This is a genomic window from Cryobacterium arcticum, assembly GCF_003185895.1.
Taxonomy (GTDB): domain Bacteria; phylum Actinomycetota; class Actinomycetes; order Actinomycetales; family Microbacteriaceae; genus Cryobacterium; species Cryobacterium arcticum.
Map to the genome: position 1 here is coordinate 35,811 of NZ_QHLY01000012.1, position 20,900 is coordinate 56,710.

Here is a 20,900-nt window from a genome sequence, read left to right on the forward strand (position 1 = left end):
CGACACCAGCTCTACTCGGGGAACGGCACCCCCGGACCGCTGAGAATCCGAATTTGAATTGCCACGCCTCTTGCAGATCGAGGCGGCACACCTCCTAGGTAACAACGAAGGAGGCCGCGGTGACGGTGTCGATGCGGGTGATGAGCGCCGGCGATGGGTGCAAGTACTTGCTGCGCACCGTCGCTGCCGGCGACGGACAGCGTTCGCTCGCCACGCCCTTGACCCGCTACTACAGCGCGAAGGGCACCCCGCCAGGTCGATGGCTGGGAAGTGGTCTGCCGGGCCTTGCCTCGGGTCGCATCCTTGAGGGCGCCGAGGTCACGGAGCCCCAGCTGCAGAACCTGATCGGGCTGGGACGAGACCCAGTCGATGGGGCACCGCTCGGTCGCTCCTATCCCGAGTACCAAAGGCAAGCTGACCCTGCACAGCCCGGCAGCGCTCAGGAGACTGTGACCCGCCGGCGTGCGGTTGCCGGGTACGACTTCACGTTCTCGATTCCGAAGTCGGCGAGCATCCTCTGGGGCGTGGCAGACGCAGCCACGCAGGCGCGAATTGCCCAGGCACATCACCTAGCTGTCGCCGAAGTGGTCGCGTACATGGAGCGCGAGGTCGCGGCGACAAGGACAGGAACCACCGCGTACGACGGAGCCGTGGCGCAAGTCGATGTGACGGGCCTGATCGCCACTGCATTCGACCACTTCGACAGCCGGGCGGGCGACCCGCACCTGCACACGCACGTGGTGATCAGCAATAAGGTACAAACCGTAGTCGACGGCAAGTGGCGCTCACTCGACGGTCGGCCGATGCACGCCGCCGTCGTTGCGCTCTCCGAACTACACGAATCCTTATTTGCGGACGCCTTGACACGATCACTGGGCGTGAGGTGGGAAATGCGGGAGCGGGGGAGGGATCGCCACCCCGCATTGTCGATCAGTACAATTCCGGAGGCGCTTGTAACAGAGTTCTCGTCGCGGTCGCGGCACATTGATATCGGGACCGACGCGCTGATCGCCGCCTACCTGGACCGGTACGGCCGCCGGCCAGGCCCGGTGACGATCATAAGGCTTCGCGCGCAAGCGACGCTCTCCACGAGGCCCGGGAAGGAGGTGCGCTCGCTTGCTGAACTCACCGCGGCGTGGCGCGAACGTGCGGAGCGGGTGCTCGGCGAGGACGCGACGAAGTGGGCGTCAGTGGCAGCCACGCCTTCGCGGGCTCCCGTGTTGCGTGCCGACGAGGTGGCGGGGGAGGCGATCGAGGAGATCGGGTCGAGAGTGATGATGGCGGTGAGCGAGAAGCGTGCGACCTGGCGGCACTGGAATCTCGCCGCCGAGGCAGCACGCCAGCTGGCACAGCAGCGATTCGCCTCGGCGTCTGATCGCGAAGCCGTAATTGGCTTCGTTGTGGATACCGCCAAGCGGGCCTCGTTGCGGATCACCCTTCCCGAGCTCGCGCCCAGTCCTACTTCGTTCCAGCGAGCGGACGGCACATCCGTCTTCCGGCCGAAGCACGCCACCGTCTTTACCTCGACGGAACTGCTCGACGCGGAGTCTCGGCTCCTGAAGCGCGCCGCGGACACCACCGGCCCCCGAATCGACCCGGCCACGCTTCGCGCAACGTCACTCAGGCAGCGACCGAATGGCGTCGTGCTAGCTGACGACCAGGTCGCCGCGCTCAGCGCGATCGCCGGCTCAGGGCGAGCTGTTGATGTCCTGGTGGGTCCGGCCGGAGCCGGCAAGACGACCGCGATGACCACGCTTCGGCACGCGTGGGAGGCAGCACACCATGCGGGCTCGGTGGTCGGGCTCGCTCCCTCGGCCGCCGCCGCTCAAGTATTGACAGAAGATCTCGGCATCCCCACTGAGAACCTGGCGAAGTGGTGGCAGAACCATCTCGACCATGGAGAGACCTTCCACGCCAGCCAGCTCGTCATCGTCGACGAAGCATCCCTGGCGGGCACCCTGACCTTGGATCGGATCACCGCGGTCGCCGCGAGCGCCGGTGCCAAGGTCCTGCTGGTTGGCGACTACGCCCAGCTCCACTCGGTGGATGCCGGAGGCGCATTCTCAATGCTGGTCCACAGCCGGGCGGATGCCCCTCAGCTCGTCCACGTGCACCGCTTCACCCACGAGTGGGAGAAGACCGCCTCCCTCGGACTGCGCCAGGGCGACCCCGACTCGATCGACCGTTATATCGCACACGACAGAGTGAGCGGCGGTGACACCGAGTCGATGACGGATGCCGCCTACACGGCTTGGCGCGCGGACACCCGAGCAGGCAGGGCGACCGTCCTGATCAGCGACTCGAACGAGGCGGTCACCGCGATGAATGCACGTGCCCGCACAGAACTCATCCTTGAAGGTCGCATCGACGTGGGTCGCGAAGTCTCCCTCCACGACGGAAACCGTGCCGCTGCCGGTGACACAGTGATCACCCGCCGAAACGACCGGCAACTGCGCACCTCCCGAACCTGGGTGCGCAATGGAGACCGGTGGACCGTGAGCAGGGTGTGCGAGAACGGCTCGGTCGACGTCCGCCGGTACGGCCACCGGTGGGGGAGCGCAGTGCGGCTTCCCGCGGACTACGTCAAGCACCACCTCGAACTCGGCTACGCCGTCACCTCGCACCGCGCGCAAGGCATCACGACCGACACCGCTCACGTCCTCGTGACCGCTAGCATGACGCGGGAGAACCTCTACGTGGCAATGACGAGGGGCCGCGAAGCAAACACGGCCTTCGTCGCCGTCGACCGACCCGATGCTGCCCACGTCGGGCCGCGACCTGGCGACGACACGGATGGGACAGCTCGCAACGTCCTTTGCGGCGTGCTGCAGCACGTCGGCGCCGCACAGTCCGCGCACGAGACGATCGCGGCGCAGCAGGATACGTGGGGTTCACTTGCACAGCTTGCGGCGGAGTATGAGACGATCGCGTCGGCCGCGCAGCACGACAGGTGGGCGGCCTTAGTGCGGGGTAGCGGACTCCCACCCGATGAGGCCGAGGAGGCCATCACATCACCTGCATTCGGAGTGCTCAGCGCGGAACTGCGGCGAGCCGAAGCCCACCACCTCGACGTCAAGAGCCTGCTCTCTCGCGGCGTTGCAGCACGCGGGTTGGAGGACGCCGCGGATGTGGCGGCCGTTCTCTGTTCCCGGATAACGGAGTCGGTCGCGCGTGGCGCCCGCGCAGGCAGAGCGCGCAGGGCGCCGCGACTTATTGCGGGACTTATCCCGAAGGCAATCGGACCGATGACCGTGGAAATGCGCCAGGCTCTCGATGAGCGCAGCGACCTGATCGAATCGCGGGCGAACGAGCTACTCGACGAAGCATTGCTCAAATGCGCCAGGTGGACTGGGGTACTTGGTCCGGTCCCACGGCAACAGGAGAGAACCAGGTGGAGAGAGCAGGCGCGCACGGTGGCGGCATACCGAAACCGCTACGCAATAGCCGGCACAAAAGCACTTGGCGCCGCCCCACAGACAGAGACCCATCGACGCGATAGTGATTGTGCTCGTGCCGCAATAGAAGCCGCCAAACGGATCGCGATGGAACAGTATGCCTTTGCGACACCGCGCCCGGAATTCGCTAAGGGTCTTTCACCTGTGCGCGTCCGGATGTGACGACCAGTGACTGCAACAGGCGCTAGAAGCCCTAATGTCCGTGTGGCGGTGGAATTCGCAACCCTAGAACCACGGGGCGTGAAGGCGCCGTGAGCGCGTATGCCTGGACGGAGACGCTGTGGCGTCACTCCATCTACTCGGCCCGGTTTCGCGTCCGGGTATCGCATGGACCTGGGTCTGGCGGGCCATGTCGGATCCGCTCGCCGATCCCTGCCATGCTGACCAGCATGGTAGATACCAAAATGAGTAAGTCGGCCGGTGAGCATTGGACATGTGCTGCGCTCTCCCTTCTTGGTTGGGGCGTCGCGCTCACGCGCGATGGTCTCGAGCGGACGGACATACTCGCCGTACAAACGACAGGCGATCGGCGGATGATCGAGGTCCAGGTGAAGGCTGCGCGTGGTGTCGGAGAGAAGGTCAGTTGGCCTTTGGGTCCCAACGCTCAGCTGCCGTCGATCTCAGACCGCGAATGGTTCGTACTCGTCATGCTCCCTGACGATCTGGCGACGTCACCGCGCGCGTTCGTCGTGCCGCGCGACCATGTCGCAGCGGCCGCGTGGATCTCGCACATGAATTGGCTCACCGACCCGTCCGCGGAGCCCGGGAAACGGAACGCCCCAGTGGAAAGAGCGCGGGTGTTAGCTCCTGTTTGGAGCCGCTACGAGAACCGGTGGGACCTCCTCGACGGAAGCGCACGCGAGGCACCGGTGCTTCTCCCGCCGGAGTACCGAGGTTTTGCCCAAGAACCGCGCGTCGGCCTCCCGCCCGAGCACCCGTGGCACTCTGGCATACCGGAATGGTGACCGAGAACAGCGACTCGCATCAGGGCCGGCCAGCCAGGTTTCGGTAGGGTGTGCTCAGCCGGGTTGAGATAGCTCGATTCGGAGTGAGCTGGGGAGAACCGTTGGCAGACGACGAAGCTAATGACAAGTCCGATGGAATCACTGACGTGCCGGATATTCCTATCAAGGAAGCAACCCAACCGCCGATCCATAGCTACTCCGCAACAGACAAGGCGGTGGCGGAGATCCTGGCCGCTCATAGGGGGGCGCTCGGGCCGGTGCTCGACAATATGGCTGCGTCAGGTGCGCCGGGAAAGTCCCTCGGGCCATTGACCGGATTCTTATCGGAGTTTTCGGCCTCAATCCGCGAATCGCAGAAGGCGGCCTTCGGGCCGGGGTTTGAGAAGCTCTCATCAATGGCAGGGCTGGGCTTGAATGCCGGGATGGTAAGTAACCTGATGAAGAGCTTCCCGGCGACGCCCGATTTGGGCCTTAGCCTGGGTGCCACGTCATTCCTCTCCTCGATGAGCAGTTCGATGGACTGGACGAAGCTCGCAGCGCTCTCGACCAGCACCCTTAGCGCGAGCGATTATTTCGAGGAAAGCGATGAGCATAACTACGCGTACTCGGAGGAAATGCGGTCGCCCGCGTCTTACTTCGAGCGAGACGAGGTTGTCATCGACAGCTTTGAATCGCTCAACAAGGCGATAGCGCAGCTCATCAAGAAGAACCCTGACCTGCCTCTGGTCTGGCGCGGACAGCAGAACGCCGACTGGGGCTTGCAGAGCAGCCTCTACCGAAAGCTCCAGGAGCAGAACGGCGTCATTCAACCGTCGGAAGACCCGAAGGGCGAGCAGCCGTTCCCGACTGAGACGCAGATGCGGCAAGCTGAGGCGCGTCTCATCGAATATGCCCGAGACAACTGGCGTCTCGATGAAATGCACTCTCTGGAGCTGCTCGCGAGGTTGCAGCACTACGGGGCCCCAACCCGGCTGCTCGACGTGACTCGTAACCCCTACGTCGCGGCGTGGTTTGCCTGTGAGGCTGACCCCGGCCAGGACGAGGAGGACGCGCGCCTGCTCGCGCTAGCGACGCGACCGATACCGAAGAAAGGCGAAGAGGAGCGTGTCTCTGAGGCGAACACGAGAGTCAAGATTAGCGACCTCCCGCAAACCGCCCTACCGTTCTGGCACTACTTCGTATCGCCGGAGGAGCGTCAACTCGCCGACTGGGGGACAGGTGCCAAACGACGTGTGTGGGTGCCATCCGCGTACGAGTCGCGCATCGCCGCCCAGAACGGCGCGTTCGTGCTCGACGGGGTACCCATCGTTAACGCGAAGACCGCTCGGTCGTTCCGCCGCGGGGCCGCGGGGGAGTATTGGTCGAAGGCCGACCTGCTCGCGTCGTCCTCGATATATGCCAAGACCTACCACCCGAACCGTGCTGCAAAAGCGAACGGGCCGAACCTCGCCCCGACTTTCACGTACCGAATCACTGCGAAGGCGAAAGCGGAGATTCGTGACGTGCTAGAGAGCCGGTTTGGGTACAACTTCCCCACGATGTACCCAGACATTTCAGGGTCGGGGCGGTACCTCAACGAGCACTTCGACGACCTCACGAAGTGACAGCTGAACTACGCGCTATCTACGGCTAGGGATGTCTACTCACACAACGCAAGCGCGATTCAAGTGTGGTTATTTCTGTCTTCGAATAACACGAAATAGCCCTAGAACAATGCTTTGAGTAACCTCACGGTCATCGGGACGATGCGCCGCTCGTGCTCGAGATACGTCTTCATGAGATTGATTGGTTTCCCGGTAGGCAAGTACAGTGTGCCTTCGATCGAGATAATCGCCACGGGATCCTGACCGAGAAGGAGCGCCCAAAAATGACTCTGTGGTTCCCCCCAAATCCCGATCGCGGGCGTTGACCGAAGCGCTTCCACGGCGGCCGGGAAGTTGCTGAGGTATCCCGCGCGAGGATCGTCCTCTCCGGAGGAGTCGACGAACTCACACCGCGCGTCCCACGGGTGTAGCGCGTTCACTGATATTGAGAGGGCTGTTGCGATGAACCGGTAGACGAGCGCGCGTGGCGTGGTCTCGGGAGCCTTCTCCGGCGGCACCGCAAAGAACTTTTCAATCGCCTTGATGATCGTGTGCGGGGTGGCAGCGGCGAACGCGTCATTCCATGTCCCAATGATTTCGTGATGCTGGCCGTCGTGGACTTGTATGGTGCCGGCTCGGTTGAGCATCACGCGCGGGTACGTAGCCCCGCCGGGGGATACCACTTCTGGGTGAGTAACGCACAGCAGGTCGTAGGAGCCACCCCCAGGATGCATCTCGTAAACGATGAGTTCTGGATGGCGCCGGACGAGTTCCGACGCTATCCACCACGAATGGCTGACGATGAAACGGTTTGACCCCCTACTCGCAATAACGTGCTCGGCTAGGTCTTATTCGGCGGCAAGTAGCCGCTCATGGACGGCCCACTCTTTCATCGTCGTTACCGTCGCGGAATGGTCCTTCTGCGCGTTTGAGAACACCACGAGCGGGTCGACCGTCTCGTCGAATAAGAAGGCGTCCTTCTCGTGGATTCGCCAGTTCGGGGAGCTCTGCGCCTTGTGGAAGGCCCAGTCCTCGAGCCGAACTCCTCCTGGGCGGAAAAACAGCGCCTTCTTAGCTCGACCAATGAAGTGTTCATTGGCCGACGGGTAATGCGGAGTGAAATGGTCGCCGTCAATCGCCCACACGCCGACTGGTTCTAGAGGGAGACCTTTGGCCGTGCGCACTGAGTGAATTGCCACGATGGGCATAGGCGGCCTCCGGGTCTGTCGATGCAGGTGCAGCCTATCGGCCAATTGAGAACCAGTACGAGTTGAGTTTTCCGCCAATGTCATTCCTGGTGCACGCCCCACACCGCGAACTCGTCGTGTGGAGGGGGCGCGAGCCAGGCGTTCTCGGGCAGGGCTGGGAAGTGCTGCAGGCTTTCCGCCGCCGCGTGCCAAACCGCGTCAGCTTGCGAGTCGAACGCTAGGTCTGGGTCGTACTGAGCGAATGCTCTGACCTTCCTCTGAGATGCTGCAAAGACAGCTCGGATGCGCCCTTGGAGCCTTCGAACGGGACCCCGGCACGGTGCTGCCACCGTCCCCTAGGACACTTCGTCTCCAAGGCAAAGAAGATGGAGGGCTAAATGAAGTTTGGCTGGCATAACCGCCCATATCGGTCAGTTGCACTCTCGACATTGACAGACGCCCCTGACCGGCGCTGACACCTCGTATTGGGCCTGGACCGGACATGGGCAAAGCCCCTACGCCCACGATAAACCCTCATTTCGTGCTTACTAGTCCGGGCGCTTTAGTCCGTTCGTCTACTCCTGGAGCCCCGCCTTCCATGAAACTCCGCTCGGCAATCCTCTTCGCTACGCTCGCTTTCGCCCTTGCGGGCTGCACCTCGTACGCCGACGTTCAGCCCGGCTACCAGGATCACCTCGACAGCCGCGCCGACTACGAGCAGTCCGAAGAATATCTGGAGGCCGAGGGCGACTACTACGCCGGCCAGCAACGTGCCGACGACTTCGCCACGAGCGGGTGGCAGTGTTACTGGGACCCCACGATGAACGACGACTGGCACGACGATTACCAGTGCTCGGACGGCGTGAACAACGATCGCCCATACCTCATCCCGGACGACTCGTTCGTGGAGGGGTGGGAGCTTGACGCAGCGGTCGCCGAATACGAAGCGAGCTTGAACCAGTAGATCGGCGGTGAACTGAGCTGTCCCGGTTGCGCTTGATACTCGGCACCTTCGGCGACATCGGCACCCGCAAGGCTCCGACCGCCCGCTAACACGCGATGACCGGCTATCAGGGCGTGGATCTAGGTACAGCACACCTCGTGAATCTTGCGAGCGACAATTGGGTCGCCGAGGTACCCCTCAATCCCGTGTTTATCCTTTGTCCAATTATCGACGCCAGTATGGTTTTCTATTTCCCGATCAAGTGGGAAGTGCTTCTGATCGAGCGGATACAGAGAAACCACGTCGTCGTCGTCCATCGCGTTGAACCAACTTGAAACGCTTTCGGGGAAGTGGTTAGGCGTGAGCGCCTGCCTTATTGCTCCGACCGCGAGCGGGCTGCCAAGGGTCACCAAAAGTGGAATGCTCCAGCCTCCGTGGTTCCCTTCCCGTTTCAACACGTTGTAGGCCACAACCGAACCTAGAGAGTGCCCAACGACGACCGCCGGGACACCTGGCTTGATCGCGCGGCGAACACCGTTCTCGATTGCGTCGCGTATCCCTGGGTTGCGTAGATACTGGTACACGTCCCGGGTGAATAAGGCCAAGGAAAGGCCGCTAGCTCCAGGGACGTGATGGTCAATCGCTTCAAGAATCGCTTGAACCCATCTCCGGTTCAGCGCCCCCATTTCTACGGACTCGACGGAAAGGCATTCCTTTACTTCGTCGTCACTAATGCCAATTTGTTGCCGAAGCTCTTCCACAATGGCGGCCTGGAATTGCTTTTCCGCTTCATTCTGGTCGCCTTCACCTTTGATGATGACGTCCGCTATTGTTCCAGGCTTGACTCCCGCGACCAGGTCCGCGAGAGTGTCTCCGTAGTAGACAAAGTGGATTTTGTCGTCCGGTAGACAGAGTTCGAGCGACGATGCAGCGAGACCTTTCTTCAGCGAGCTGATCCACTGTTGTTCGAGCTCTGCTGGGTTGCGGTCGTGTTGGGACCGGCCGTGAATTAGGACGAGTTCCGCGGTCATTTTCTTGCCTCTCTCTGCATGTATGAGCGCACCTGGGACGCTCCTCCGTCATCGAATGTGGTCCACAGCGATTGACGTAGATGTCCCTCCAACCCCTCAAGCGCGGGAGGGAGCATGGCATCGAAGGCTCCCAAGAGCGCCCACCCTTGAGAAAGGAGCGGGAAGAACGGAACGACGGTGGGTCCGTCCAGACTTCGCGCAAGCATTGCAACATCAAAGAAGACGAGCCCGATATCCGCCAGTAGGACGTCCGCCATCTGCAGAATACGTTGACGATCGTTGACTTCGTGATAGGCATACGCAGCGTAGATGGCCAATGTGGGGTCCAGCCCTTTGGCGACTTGCATTTGGCGAGCGAACGCCTCAATGTTTTCGTCCCCTGGCTGGAAAGCCCCAAAGTACGCCGAAGCTGCAACCACACTACGGATTTCTCGCAGTTCGTCTTTCAGGCTTTCGTACGTCACCCAGCGGTTGCTGTTCGCAGAAGGCTCATAGAAGACATCTGTAACTCCCTCATCTGCGACAGTTACTGTCGCGAGATATTCCGGAATGACAGGAAGAAGGACGCTATGTCCTCCCTCAAAAGTCAGCAGTGCGTTGTCTCCCGGCGGAGGCGGCCACTGGGCCGTGTGCATACGCACCAATTGTCCTGGCTCGAAATTGACTCCTTGTGCGTCGAAATCTGTAGCTTCGTTCAGGATCTCGGGTGCAAACCTGCTCGAATATGCGTCAACGCACTTTGCGCCTCGGATCTTGAACCCGCACTGTGTCTCATACCGATCCGGCCCGAACGGGTTGCCAGTTTCCCGGATTCGGTCAAACAACTCCTGTGCGATTGGTGCATTCCGAACCTCCGCCAGAGGGTCCCGAATATAGCGCCTATCGGGGTTGAGTGCTTTGTCCAAGAGAATTGTCGAAACGTCCGTTGGGGTAGTTGGCGCGGGCGGCGATTCCGGAACGCGATCCGTCGACTGCTCACCGGCTGCAGGCAAGGGTACGCGAGATACCCACGCTTCCGGTTCGGAACTTATCCGGGCGTCTGGGACTTGAAAGACGCTCATCGGGATCCCAGCCGCGAGAAGTCTTTTCGTGACATCGCCCCTGAGGAACGTTTTAAGCGGTCGGGGATGGACTAGCCCGGATGGGGGTAAGCCTCCGTGCTCGTCAGGAGCGACAATGTCCGTTCGACGTCCTGAAAGTGCGTAGACGAGCGCCTCAGTGAAGTGAGCCTTATACGCCGTAGCAGCGTCGTTGGCGTCTTTTGTCTCGTATGCAGGATTCCCAAGCGTTGTGCCCCAAAAGACGTCAACTGCAAGCTCAGTTCCTCCAGGGAGCCTGCTTGGAAAGACTTCGCTGCCGGAGACGTACTGGGCCTGAATTCCGACGGCGGCGGTGCGGCAGGCGTCCGAGAAAAAGACAACATGTGGTATTCCCGAGAACCGAGCCAGTTCCATACTGCCTGAGACATTTACCGCAGCCTGGGGGTCCTCGGGTGCACCGGAAAGGAGCCAAAACTCATTGTATCGATTGTTGATACCGTGGCCGGAGAAATAGATGATCAGCTGCCCCACTTCACCAGAGTCAACCAAGGCGGCGATGGCAGTCTTGATCGGAGCAGGGTCGAGTGGGCCATTCTCGTCAGTGAACACTTGGACCATTTTGCGGTCGATACGTTGATCGAGCGCCCATGCTTCCATGGCTCGAACACTTGGCAAGGTTGCCCGGAGTTCTGGTAGCGTTCCACTTTTGCTGACGCCGATGAGAATCGCCGCTCGTTTCATTTGCGTTTCCCTTTCATCGTCGAAAGCTCAGTCGGAGTGCTGAGTTTGAATCTTGGGCGTGCAGGGTTGCGGGTTGACACGAGATCTACTCGGCCGGGTCGAGAACGTCGAAGTACAGACCGCTCGATCCTTCGCCCCGCCCCACCCGTTTCGCCCGCCCCAGCCACAGGAGCCTTCCGCCGTTGGTGGTGCGCGCCATCTGGAATGACCGGGTGACGATGATCCCCGAACGCGGAACCTCATTCTCCTCGATCTCCAGCACATCGTTGGTGCCCTGGAGCAGGGCGCCGTGTGGGCGGCCGTCGTCGACGGTCGGCTGCCCTTCGACATCCAGCACGGTGCGGCGAAGGGCCACCCGCCGAAACAGCACCGTTCCCAATTCGGCATCGGGATTCGCCACGGCGATCATCGGATGCCAGTTCAGAGGTACCGGAGACTGCATCCGATAAACGTACGCAGCGTCGGTCAGGCCCTCCGAGGTAATTGCCTGGTGCACCACGGTGGCATCGGCGCGGCGGGAGGTGGCGGCGTTGCCAAGGCCCGGGGTGCGCCGCTCGGTCGCCCAGACCAGATTCGCCGTCTCGTCGCGGAAGAAGGCGACCTCCTCGATCGGTTCACCCTCCAGCGTCTGGGCGACCACCGCGGGTAGCACAAACGCAGGCGTAGTCGCCGACGGATCAGATGCCCGGGAGATCGTGAATATGGACCAGCCGCTGTCGCCCTCCGGAGCCCTCTGTACAGTTGTCGTGCGGCCGAACGTGTCGGTGACGGTGAGTTCATCCAGGGTGAAACTGTGCCCGTATTCAAGGCTCAGGGGCAGGTGGTACCAGTCGTTGCTGGCGGCCAGCATATACTCCAGGGTCAGCATTGAGGCGACGGATGCCGCTCCTCCGTCGACTCCGGCAAAGTTGACCGTGCCGTCTTCGAACTCGAAATACCGATCGGCTGGCATCCCGGCGTAGCGGATCGGCAGGGGCAGTCGATCTCCCTCGATCTTATGGGATGCATCCGTTGGCACCCCGGGGGTATTTCCGGCCGTCATCGACCACCAGTCGACTCGTCCGTCGGAGTACTCGTCGACGCTGATGGTGGATCCGTCGTCGGAGGCGATGTCAAACGCGTACTCCAGGCGCCGGTCGATCCAAGCGGACGGCTGCGACGCCGGCACAAACATGTCGCGCCATTCGGCGACGAAAGAGGTGGCGGCGCGAAGGGCTTTTTCCGTGAGTTCGGCCGGCACGGTGATGGTTGGGGGGTACGCGGAGACCGAGCCCGCGGCATCCATCTGTCCCAAAAATACGTCGAGCAGGGCTGCGCCGTCGATCGCCGAGCCACGCATCAACTCGAGTAGGTAACGCTGGCGCCGGTCGGCGGGAATGGCGTCGTCGAGCCCACCCAGAGGGAAGGCATGGCGCGCCGAGGGAACGAGGGCCTCGGCTCCCTCGACGGCCAGGCACCGCTCGAAGTCGAGGCCTGCCTCGGCCGGGAGTGTGCCGTAGGCCCGGATGGCATTCGCCTCGGCTTCCACCCGCGGCTCCCACAAGGCGTCGGCGGGATCCTCGGTCGGGGGTGCGCTGCCTGCAACAGCGAGGGCCGCGGTGGTTCCGGAGAAGTGGGCGTGGATGGGGGTTCCGGCGTCTTCGCCCCGGAGTTCACCGAGCTGCCACTGTCGCCCGATCAACCACAGGGGGTCGGCGAGGCGGGCGTCGAGCCCCGGGGCCATGTCCAGCGCGGTGGGGTCTGCCTCCAGGCGGTGCCAGGTGGTGATTCCCGGCTGGAGGATTTTCAGGATCGCACTGTCGCTCTGCAACTCGGTGTAGAACGTGGTCATTTCGCCAACTTTCCGAGCACTGTGAGATCCACGTTGATGTCGAGGTGTTTGATGAAGTCCCAGCTCGCCGTCTCCTGCGACAGGTTGTGCGGCAGGAAGGTTGTCGGCAGCACCGCGCCGGCGCCGGGCATCTGGTTGGGTGCGACAAGCCGCAGCCGCGCGAGGTCGAACGCCTCCGTGACGATGTCGACCAGAAGGTCGGTCGACCAGCGCTCCGTCTCCGCCGGGGTGACCCCGAGCAGGATGGCCTGCGGTGGCCTTGATGCCGGGGCGTCGTACTGGAAACTGACCGAGGTCGCGGTCTGCCGCTCGGGGATGGCCTCGGTCCACTCATCCACGAGGATGCCGCGCACCGGCCGTGTCGGGTCGAACGCCCCCAGTACGACCGCGGACATACTGACCGTCGGCTTGTTCACTGACTCCTCGTCGGTGCCGACGACCGGCAGGCCGACCCAAATAGCACCGGGAACGTGGGGAAACTGGGCGAGGGACAGGTTCTCTCCGGCCGACCGGTCACCGGTGAGCGCCGCGGCATCGAGCGCGTCCATCAGGGCCCGCATCGGGGCCCGCACCATCGCCATCTGCCGTCGCCAACGGGTGAGGGGTGCGCGCCCCTGCCCACCACGCAGCGCGTCTTGGTCACCAAGCGTCGCCTGCCATTCCGCGACCTGCTCGGGTGGGAGGGTGGTGTCGAGCAGGACAGGGAAATCCTTTCCGAACACGCTGCGGATGCGGGCAAGTTCCTTCTCGTCGGCGTCGGTCGCGGTGGTTCTATCCCAGGCGCCGAGAACCTCGTCGAGGGCCCGGAGGGCATTACGGCTTGCGGTCAACAGGGCAACGTCACCGACATTCTCACCGCTCGGAGAGGCCAGTACCATCGCCGGGGGAACCCGCATCAGCAGGGTCCGGCAGGCGGCCATTCCCGCCAGAGCCTTGGCCCGGTCGGTGATCGCGTCGCCCGTGAACGCCCCGCCAAGGGTGGCTCGGGCATCGATGACCGCTGCGTGGAGCTGCGAGGCCAAGGCTTGCAAGGCTGCGAGGTCGATGCCGTCGTCGCTCGGGCCCGACGGTGTCAGCAGGTCGCGCCGGGTCACGGCGGGGCGGCCGACGATGGCGTGATAGGCGGCGTCCAAGAGGGCGACGAGTTTACCCATGCCGATTGAGATGCCACCGGCAGAGGATTCCCGAGCGATGACCAATGGCGCCTCACCGAAGCCCGGTTGGGCACTGGCGAAGTCGGCGACGGCGGCCTCGAGGGCGCTGGATTCGTCGGCCTGGTCGGCCTGCGAAGCTAGGACCAGGTGCAGTGGCGAGAAGCCGAGGTCAGCGAGGGATACCACAAGTGGCGCGATTCCTTCGTGGGGGTTTCCGGTGTCGTCGGCGAGGTAGACGGCGAGGGAGAATCGCGCTGGATCCCCGAGCACACTGGCAGCCAGGGCGTTGGCGCCGACGCCGATCTGACCCGTTAGGTCCGTTGGCCAGGCCGGGTTGACGTCATCGTTCGCCAGCCACAGCATCCGCTGCGCATAGCCGGTGGCGCCCCTTGAGGTGAGGATCGATTGCGGTTCGGGCGGACGCTCCTGCCGGTCGATGACGGCGGAGGCTGCGGCGGACCGCGCCGCGTTGCCCCGCACAAGCTGGTAGACGGCTTCAGTGGTCCATAGGTCCGACATAGCGTCGAACAGGTCAGCGAGGCGGCCAAGGTAGCGCAACAATGTTGTGCGGTCGCTAGGGGCGATCACCGCACCCGCGGCGGTGATGCGGTCGAGGGCCTCCTCGGGGCGCTGGAGGTATAGGGCGGCGAGGGCGACCCCGTCGACAACATCGTGGGCGGGGATGGCGTCGCTCGCGACGGTCGCCGCCGTGCCGTCGAAGGGATGCGGTGCGATCTTGCGAAACCAGGTGATGTACTTGGCGCGCAAACGGTCTTCGATAAGCCAGCGTTCGAACCGATACCCGAGCAGTGCGCTCGGCGGTTGACCCTGGGTCATCCCCTCGGAGATGCCGAGGGCGCCGCGCACCCGTTCCGAGGTCAGCCGGATGGCGAACGCCCGCGGGTCGTCGGCGCGGTTCGCGATGTGACTGGCGCGGAGGATCGACGCGGCGGCGGCGTGATCGGCAGAGGGAAGGTGCAGGTAGCCCTCACTGTCGGGGGTGCTCTCGGGATACAGATCGTGCACAATTCCGTACCCTCCGATCAGTGTGCCGTTGGGCTGCTGGGAACGGATCGTCTCCAGCCGTCGGGTGGCGACAGCGGTGATGAAGGCGTCGAGGCGGTGAGAGCCGAGGTCGAGGAGACCGCGCAGGGCGTGGTCGACCTCCCGGGGCGGGCGCGTCGCGAGGGCGTCGAGCGCTGCACTGAACGCTTGCACGTCGCGCATCGCTCGTGCGGGGGCCGCGGAGTGGGCGTTATTGGTGATGAATTCGAGTAACGGCAGGTTGTCGGTGAGGGGGCCTGCGAGCTGGAACAGCTGTCGCGGCGTTTCGATGGCGGCGGTGGCGGCGCTCGGGGCGACAGTGGTGGCCAGCCCGAGGAACTCGGTGTTGAGCTGGAATTCGGCTGACGTGGGGTTCAGCAGCAGGTCGTGGGTGTGCCGCTCGCCCGCCTGCCAGTAGTCGAAGGCGCCGGAGAGCAACAGCAGGCCTTCGAAGATCGAGGCCGCGTCTCCGTGGGCGACGGTGAGGAGTTTGGCGGCGTCGTTGACATTGTGTGAAGCATCCGCCACCCGAAGTTTCATTTTCTCAACCGCGACCCGAACGACGTCGGGGGAGTCGAGGTCGGCGGCAACCCAGGGGAGCCCGTTGAAGGAGTAGGTGGGTTTGCGCAGCACCACGAGGTCGAACAGGGCGGGGCGCTGGCCGTTGATGGCGAGGACCGTGGGGGTGATTCCGAGCAGATGGGCGAGCATCAGGTTGACCGCATCCTGATGCGCTTTGACCGCCTCGGCGCTCGCCTTATTGGAGTTGGCGAAGACGGCGGAGCTGGCACTTGGGCGGATCGAGAGCCGGGTCGCCAGCGGTCCGAGCTTGAGGATGCGGGCGAGCACATCGCTGGAGGAGGTGTCTGGCGGCTGGTGGGTCAGGTTGGGAAGGGCGTCAAGGGTGCTGATGGAGGAGACCTCGCCGTCTGTGTTGTGGATGGGGGAGAATTCGACGAACGTGCGCAGGCGCTGGAGGATTTCTGGCAGTGCCGCGTCGAACCCACCGTCGAGGGAGCCGGGCCTGTTTACGGACCCTCGCGAGGGGAGCACGGGGAGGATGCCGTAGGGTTGGCGACCTACCCGGATCGCTGCGTAGGGGCCGGCCGGGCGCACCTGCTGCTGCACCAGGGCGCGGATATTGCCCGCGGTGCTCTCGCTGGCCAGCGGCGAGAGCATGTGCCCGAAGTAGAACCCGAAGGATGCTCCCCAGAGGGCGGTGTGCATCGCCCCGACGGTGGTTTCGTAGTCGGCGCTGCTGCCGGGAACGCCCCGGAATTCTTCCGCGCGCGCCGGTGTTCCGAACGCCGTGAGTACTCGCACCAGGTCGATACCGGGTGCCCCTGACCGTGCCAGGGGCGCGACGGTTCGCGAGCGGTCGCGGTTGCGTGCCTCATAATCGGATGCCCCGCCGGCGCTGTTGTTGGTCGGGATGTTGTTCTCGAGTAGGCCGAAACCGTCGGAGTGGGCATGGTCGGCGAGGTGGGATGCAATCAGCTGTGCAGATTCGGTCGCACTGCGGGTGGTGTCGACACCCACAACAACCAGCGTCTGGACGCCGCCCTGGAAAGATTTGCCGGCCGGAAGGGTGAGGGTGTGGGCCATCCCTACCTTTTCTGCCTGGGTGAAATCGACGAGCCACTGCACAGATTCGTCAACTGCAACCCCGGCCGGTTCCGGAGCCCCGTCGACGCCGGGAGTCTCAATGTCGGTCACCTCTCCGAGGGGAGAGATGCGGAGTTCATCGGCGACGGCAGTGGCAAACCACTCACGGTGCAGTTCTTCGCCGTTGGACGCTGTCATCTTCACATGCCAGCGGGTGGGCAGGAGTCCGGCCGTCGGCGGCCGCGGGACGGGGGTGACGGGAACCTCGACGTCGGGGAACTCGGGTGGTGTCGCCGGGTCATGATTGTCCAGGCCCTCGGGGGTGAAGCGGTCGACCACGTAGCGCGCCCGCTCGGGCCCGATCTCGGCGGAGATCGCGCTCCAGAAATCGGTGGCCAGCTCTGAATTGGCCCACACCGCGTTCCAATACGAGATAGCCAGCGCGGCCTCGGCCGCGGTGACGTCGGGGTTGTGCTGGTGGATGTGGATCTGGTCAGGGTAGACCCGGATCTGCATCTGGGTATCGCTGAGAAAGCGCGTCTCGATCCGGATCGGGAACAGCGCGACCGGCGTGTGGGGTGGCAGCGACCTGATGGGATCTTCGGGATCGAACAGGGTGGCCTCGAGAATACCGCCGAGGGTGAGCCCCGCGTCGCGCCGGTCGATGATTAGGCGGTCCAGGGCCTGGCGGGCGCTGGCCAACTCGGTCTTGATGATGTCCAGTTGCGACTGCGGCGCCCCGGTGCGCAGCGCCTGGGTGCGCCGGGCCACCAGGTCGCTTAGCGTCGCGGTCGCCGAGCGCACCTGCTGGTCGGCGCCGGCGACCTGCTCACGGGCCTGGCTGAAGGCGGAGAAGTCGACGGGAGGCATCGATGGTCACCTTTGGTCTTGGGAAAGGACAGGCGCGAGTTCGCTGGAGTGGATGGCGAACCTGACCTGGCGTTGCAGGAGCAGGTTCGCCACCTGCGCGGAGTCACCGGCGGTCATGGCCAGTGGTGCCGGCGTCAGGTGGCCGCCGGGGGCGACAGCCGTTTGGTCCCAGTCGAGGTCGTTCGGGCGGGTTGACCCGCGGCGGGAGGGGCCGCGGCCCTGGTTGTCGTCGAGACCGAAGCGCGCTTCGGTGACCGGCTCCTGCAGCACCAGGTACCACCCGGGTTCAGCCAGGAACTGGCTGCCGGTGATCTCGAATCCGGCGACGGTGATGTCGGGCTCTATCGTCAGGGTGAACTGGGGAGTCAGCAGGACATCACGAATCTTCGCGGGGTCAGCGGGGATGTCCTCCAGTACCCCGATAGATTTCGCTTTCCAGGCAAGCAGGTGTGTGTTTGGGTAGCGGCGAAGCAGCCGTCCGCGGATGACCATCGCGATTTGCGGAGCCTTGCCGCCAGCCAACCGCTCGACCAGGGGGCCGGTGCCGGGCCAGAGCCCGATGGTCTCGATATCGTGGCGAGAGCGGTCGGTCCAGTTCCAGAATCGTGATATCGAGGTGCCGCGCGCGTCGCTCGGGTAGGTGCGCCACAGAAGCTCCCGGTTGAACTCGTGGTTGGCCCCCACCATAAAGGCGGCGACGAAACGCGGATTGGTCTGCAACGCCGCAACACTGTCGTCGGGCAAGGACACCTCGGCGGGCAGTATCCGCTCCGGCGCGGATTTCGCGAACAGTTCGACCGCCGCGACATCAACGACCGGTGCCGCGGAGATGGGGTCGAGGATGTCCATCCCCGTACGATCGATCCATTCGGGGATCTTCACAATCATCTCCGCGCGTCGCCGGAAGACTCTCCCCGGCGCGATCGCGTCCCGCAGGGTGTCGGAGTACCCGGGGTTGGCCGCGGTGGAGGCCAGCGGCGCACGCACCAGGTGCTGGGCTGCGGCAGCCGCGGGCAGGGCGCCCGCCATCTCCTGGTAGGCGGTGTCGAAGGCGGAAGCCGAGACGATGTGGGCCAGCGGAGGCATCACACCGACGAATAGAGTTTTTTCACTACCGGCTGCCGCGGTGGTGGTCTCGTCAATCCTCAGGTTCCTGGGTGCGCGTCCCCGGAGAAGGCCGTCCGGTGGCCTGACGATTCCCCCGCCGCGAGAGAGCACCTTCCGTCCCAGCACCGTGCCCGTATATTTCAGAAGCTCACTGTTGCTAGTGTCCCGCACCACAAACGTGAACTGGGAGGCATCCGCACCAGCCTGCATACCGTCTGCGATCGTCGCACTCGCTGCCCCGGCGGCAGGGGCAGGTAGATGCACCAACAGACGCTCGAGCCGCTCCTGGGGTGTCAGCATCGCGGAGACGAGAGCGGTACCAATGGTGACGAGCTTCGTTTCCTGGCCACCCGGGTGCACCTCGGTGATGACCGCGCCGGTGTCGATAATCGAATCGTTGACAATGCCGTCGGGGGCGAAGAGGCCGCCTCCGGGCAGGGTGACTTTGAGGGCGCTCACCTCGAGGGCGCCGCCGGCCACCAGCGGGGCCTTGAAACCGATTTGCAGGGCATCCGGTGTCTGTTTCATCGTCGCGGCGGCGAGTTCGAGGATCTGCTGGGTCGCGACCCCGGTGGATGCCTCTACTTGCGCGGCGACCCTGAGATGCTCTGCGGTGAACAAGCCTGTTGCCGCAATGTCGTCCCGTACGCGCAGGTTCAGGTCGATCTCCCGGTTGGCATTGACCTGTCCGATCGGGATCTGCAGGTCGGGGGCGAAGGCGGAGGCCATGGAATCCCATCCGAGTTCCTTGGCCCGCCTTCCAATCTCAAACTGGTGAACACCGTCGCGTTCGACAAGAGCAGGGTCAACGGCGACGTCCGACCGCTGTAACGCGTCAGCGACCGTCCGCGACAACTCCGGGTTGCTACTGACGCGCGTACGGCTGGGCGATACCCGGGCGGCTCGCCCCACCGGGCTCGTGAGCCGGCGCAACGCCGGGTCGAAGGCGCGGTCGGGGAGGCTCGTCGCGGCGATCTTTCCCGCGACGGTCAACTCGTCCAGCCGCACGCGGCGGTGCATCAGCGAGGTGACGGCGAGAAACCGGGTCGCCGGCAGCGCACTGACGTGACGTTCGAGGGCGCGAGCCGCTACGATCGCTAGAAAGCGGGAGCGGGCCAATTGCGAGTTGGCGGTCATGACATCGCCGACCTGTTCCCACGCGACATGCATCAGTTCCTCTTGAAACTTTCGCACAACGTCGCCGCCGAACCTCGCCGCAAGGCGCGACCGCGGATCGAGGTTCAACTCGTCGAGCCAGGTGGTGGTCAGGTGCGCGGGGTCGACGTCGTCGCGGCGGGCGAACCTGTCGCCATAGATCGGCGGGAGGAGTTCATTCGGCGCAGCAGGGGAAACGAGCCGATCGACGGCAGCGACAAACGCCGCCGGCACATCGGCGACCGTCGGCAGCGGGCGGTCCAGGGTTTCCAGCGGTGCGTCGAAGCGGATGGACGACTGGGGCGCGTTTGGTGGCATCGCCTGCGCGGTGTCGGTCTGGTCATCGGCCGCGCCGAGGTAGACCCGGCCAGCGCGTTGCTCGTTGGCGGTGAGCCCGTCAGTGTCGACGACCAGCGGTGTTAGCCGGCGCGCGAGGGCTTCGAAGTCTCCCGCCGTGCCGGTGGTGAACTCGTAATGGAAATAGACGGGAAGTTCCACGTCGGTCGACTCAGATTTCCACGCCGGTGCCAGCGGCGCGGCCGTATCGGCGCGGGGAATCCCGAGCCCGGCATCCCGGCCGGCATCCCAGGCGGGCACGAGGCAGACGAAGTACTTTTTGCCTTCCTCCAGGCGACGGGGGCAGATGAGGCGAGACACGTTAAGATCGGGAGCAGTGTTCAGAGCGTCACTGTCCGAATAATCCCCCGCCTGGGCGAATCGCTGGGCGTGGGCCCAGGCCCACGAGTCGGCGAGGTCCGGTAGATGGGCGTCTGCACGTCCGGGAACCTTTATCGACGGCAATGGCCGGCGTGCGGTGAGATTCGGTTCGGCGACCACATCGGCATTCACGCAGACCAATACCAGCCACGGGGCCAGCCGGCGGGACGCGTCGGCCGAGGACGGTGTGAACAGCCACGGGAAGTCGGGGGTGTCGAATTCGATGGACGGGAGATAGTTAGGTTCGACGTCCCGGGCGGCGCGACGGGGGTCGGTGCGCACGATGAGGCGCTGGTCGATGCCGATGATGTCGCCGGGGCCATACAGCTGGGCGCTGCGTTCGGCGACGATGTCGGCGGTGACCGTCACCTTGTACGACACGGTGCCACGGGCGGGGGGCGTTTGGACGGCGGGCAGCCCGGCGGCGAGCCCGCGGCGTACCCACGGGAAAAAGCGGTACACCTGAGCCACG

11 protein-coding genes are annotated in these 20,900 nt (G+C 64.1%); 4 read left to right on the forward strand and 7 right to left on the reverse strand.

The genetic code is table 11. From position 1 onward, the window contains the following. Positions 1–131 precede the first annotated feature (131 nt). The 3 genes from mobF (at position 132) to CTB96_RS09870 (ending at position 6,024) form a co-directional block, all read left to right on the forward strand. Positions 132–3,617 (forward strand): MobF family relaxase, encoded by a 3,486-nt coding sequence (gene mobF / locus CTB96_RS09860; protein WP_110128409.1) that lies wholly within the window; start codon positions 132–134, stop codon positions 3,615–3,617. A 215-nt stretch (positions 3,618–3,832) separates the two neighbouring features. Beyond that, the gene (locus CTB96_RS09865) at positions 3,833–4,420 is read left to right on the forward strand and encodes a hypothetical protein (RefSeq protein ID WP_248283321.1); all 588 of its coding nucleotides are present in this window, start codon (positions 3,833–3,835) and stop codon (positions 4,418–4,420) included. Positions 4,421–4,521: 101 nt separating this feature from the next. After that, positions 4,522–6,024: an FRG domain-containing protein gene (locus CTB96_RS09870; RefSeq protein ID WP_146215786.1), complete on the forward strand. Its 1,503-nt coding sequence runs from the start codon at positions 4,522–4,524 to the stop codon at positions 6,022–6,024. A gap of 101 nt (positions 6,025–6,125) precedes the next feature. Here the strand turns inward: CTB96_RS09870 and CTB96_RS09875 are convergent, their stop codons facing one another. Both CTB96_RS09875 and CTB96_RS09880 read right to left on the reverse strand, forming a co-directional pair. Then, positions 6,126–6,833: a TY-Chap2 family putative peptide chaperone gene (locus CTB96_RS09875; RefSeq protein ID WP_427846502.1), complete on the reverse strand. Its 708-nt coding sequence runs from the start codon at positions 6,831–6,833 to the stop codon at positions 6,126–6,128. A gap of 18 nt (positions 6,834–6,851) precedes the next feature. Then, positions 6,852–7,211 (reverse strand): hypothetical protein, encoded by a 360-nt coding sequence (locus CTB96_RS09880; protein WP_110126757.1) that lies wholly within the window; start codon positions 7,209–7,211, stop codon positions 6,852–6,854. A gap of 577 nt (positions 7,212–7,788) precedes the next feature. Between CTB96_RS09880 and CTB96_RS09885 the strand changes: the two genes are divergently transcribed. After that, positions 7,789–8,154: a hypothetical protein gene (locus CTB96_RS09885; RefSeq protein ID WP_110126758.1), complete on the forward strand. Its 366-nt coding sequence runs from the start codon at positions 7,789–7,791 to the stop codon at positions 8,152–8,154. Positions 8,155–8,273: 119 nt separating this feature from the next. Here CTB96_RS09885 and CTB96_RS09890 read toward each other — a convergent pair whose 3' ends face one another. The 5 genes from CTB96_RS09890 to CTB96_RS09910 all read right to left on the reverse strand — a co-directional run bounded on the left by CTB96_RS09890 (position 8,274) and on the right by CTB96_RS09910 (position 20,899). Continuing rightward, positions 8,274–9,164 (reverse strand): alpha/beta hydrolase family protein, encoded by an 891-nt coding sequence (locus CTB96_RS09890; RefSeq protein WP_110126759.1) that lies wholly within the window; start codon positions 9,162–9,164, stop codon positions 8,274–8,276. Then, positions 9,161–10,945 carry a caspase family protein gene (locus CTB96_RS20335; RefSeq protein ID WP_146215787.1) on the reverse strand — a complete coding sequence of 595 codons (1,785 nt, stop codon included), beginning with the start codon at positions 10,943–10,945 and terminating at the stop codon, positions 9,161–9,163. Before CTB96_RS20335 ends, CTB96_RS09890 begins: the two co-directional genes overlap by 4 nt. Before the next feature lie 85 nt (positions 10,946–11,030). Continuing rightward, positions 11,031–12,776, reverse strand: a complete 1,746-nt coding sequence (locus CTB96_RS09900; protein WP_110126761.1) for a hypothetical protein — start codon at positions 12,774–12,776, stop codon at positions 11,031–11,033. Continuing rightward, positions 12,773–17,449, reverse strand: coding sequence for a hypothetical protein (locus tag CTB96_RS09905; protein WP_110126762.1), 4,677 nt, complete (start codon positions 17,447–17,449; stop codon positions 12,773–12,775). The genes CTB96_RS09900 and CTB96_RS09905 overlap by 4 nt, the downstream gene beginning before the upstream one ends. Positions 17,450–17,455: 6 nt before the next feature. After that, positions 17,456–20,899 carry a hypothetical protein gene (locus CTB96_RS09910; protein WP_110126763.1) on the reverse strand — a complete coding sequence of 1,148 codons (3,444 nt, stop codon included), beginning with the start codon at positions 20,897–20,899 and terminating at the stop codon, positions 17,456–17,458. Between the last annotated feature and the right edge of the window lies 1 nt (position 20,900).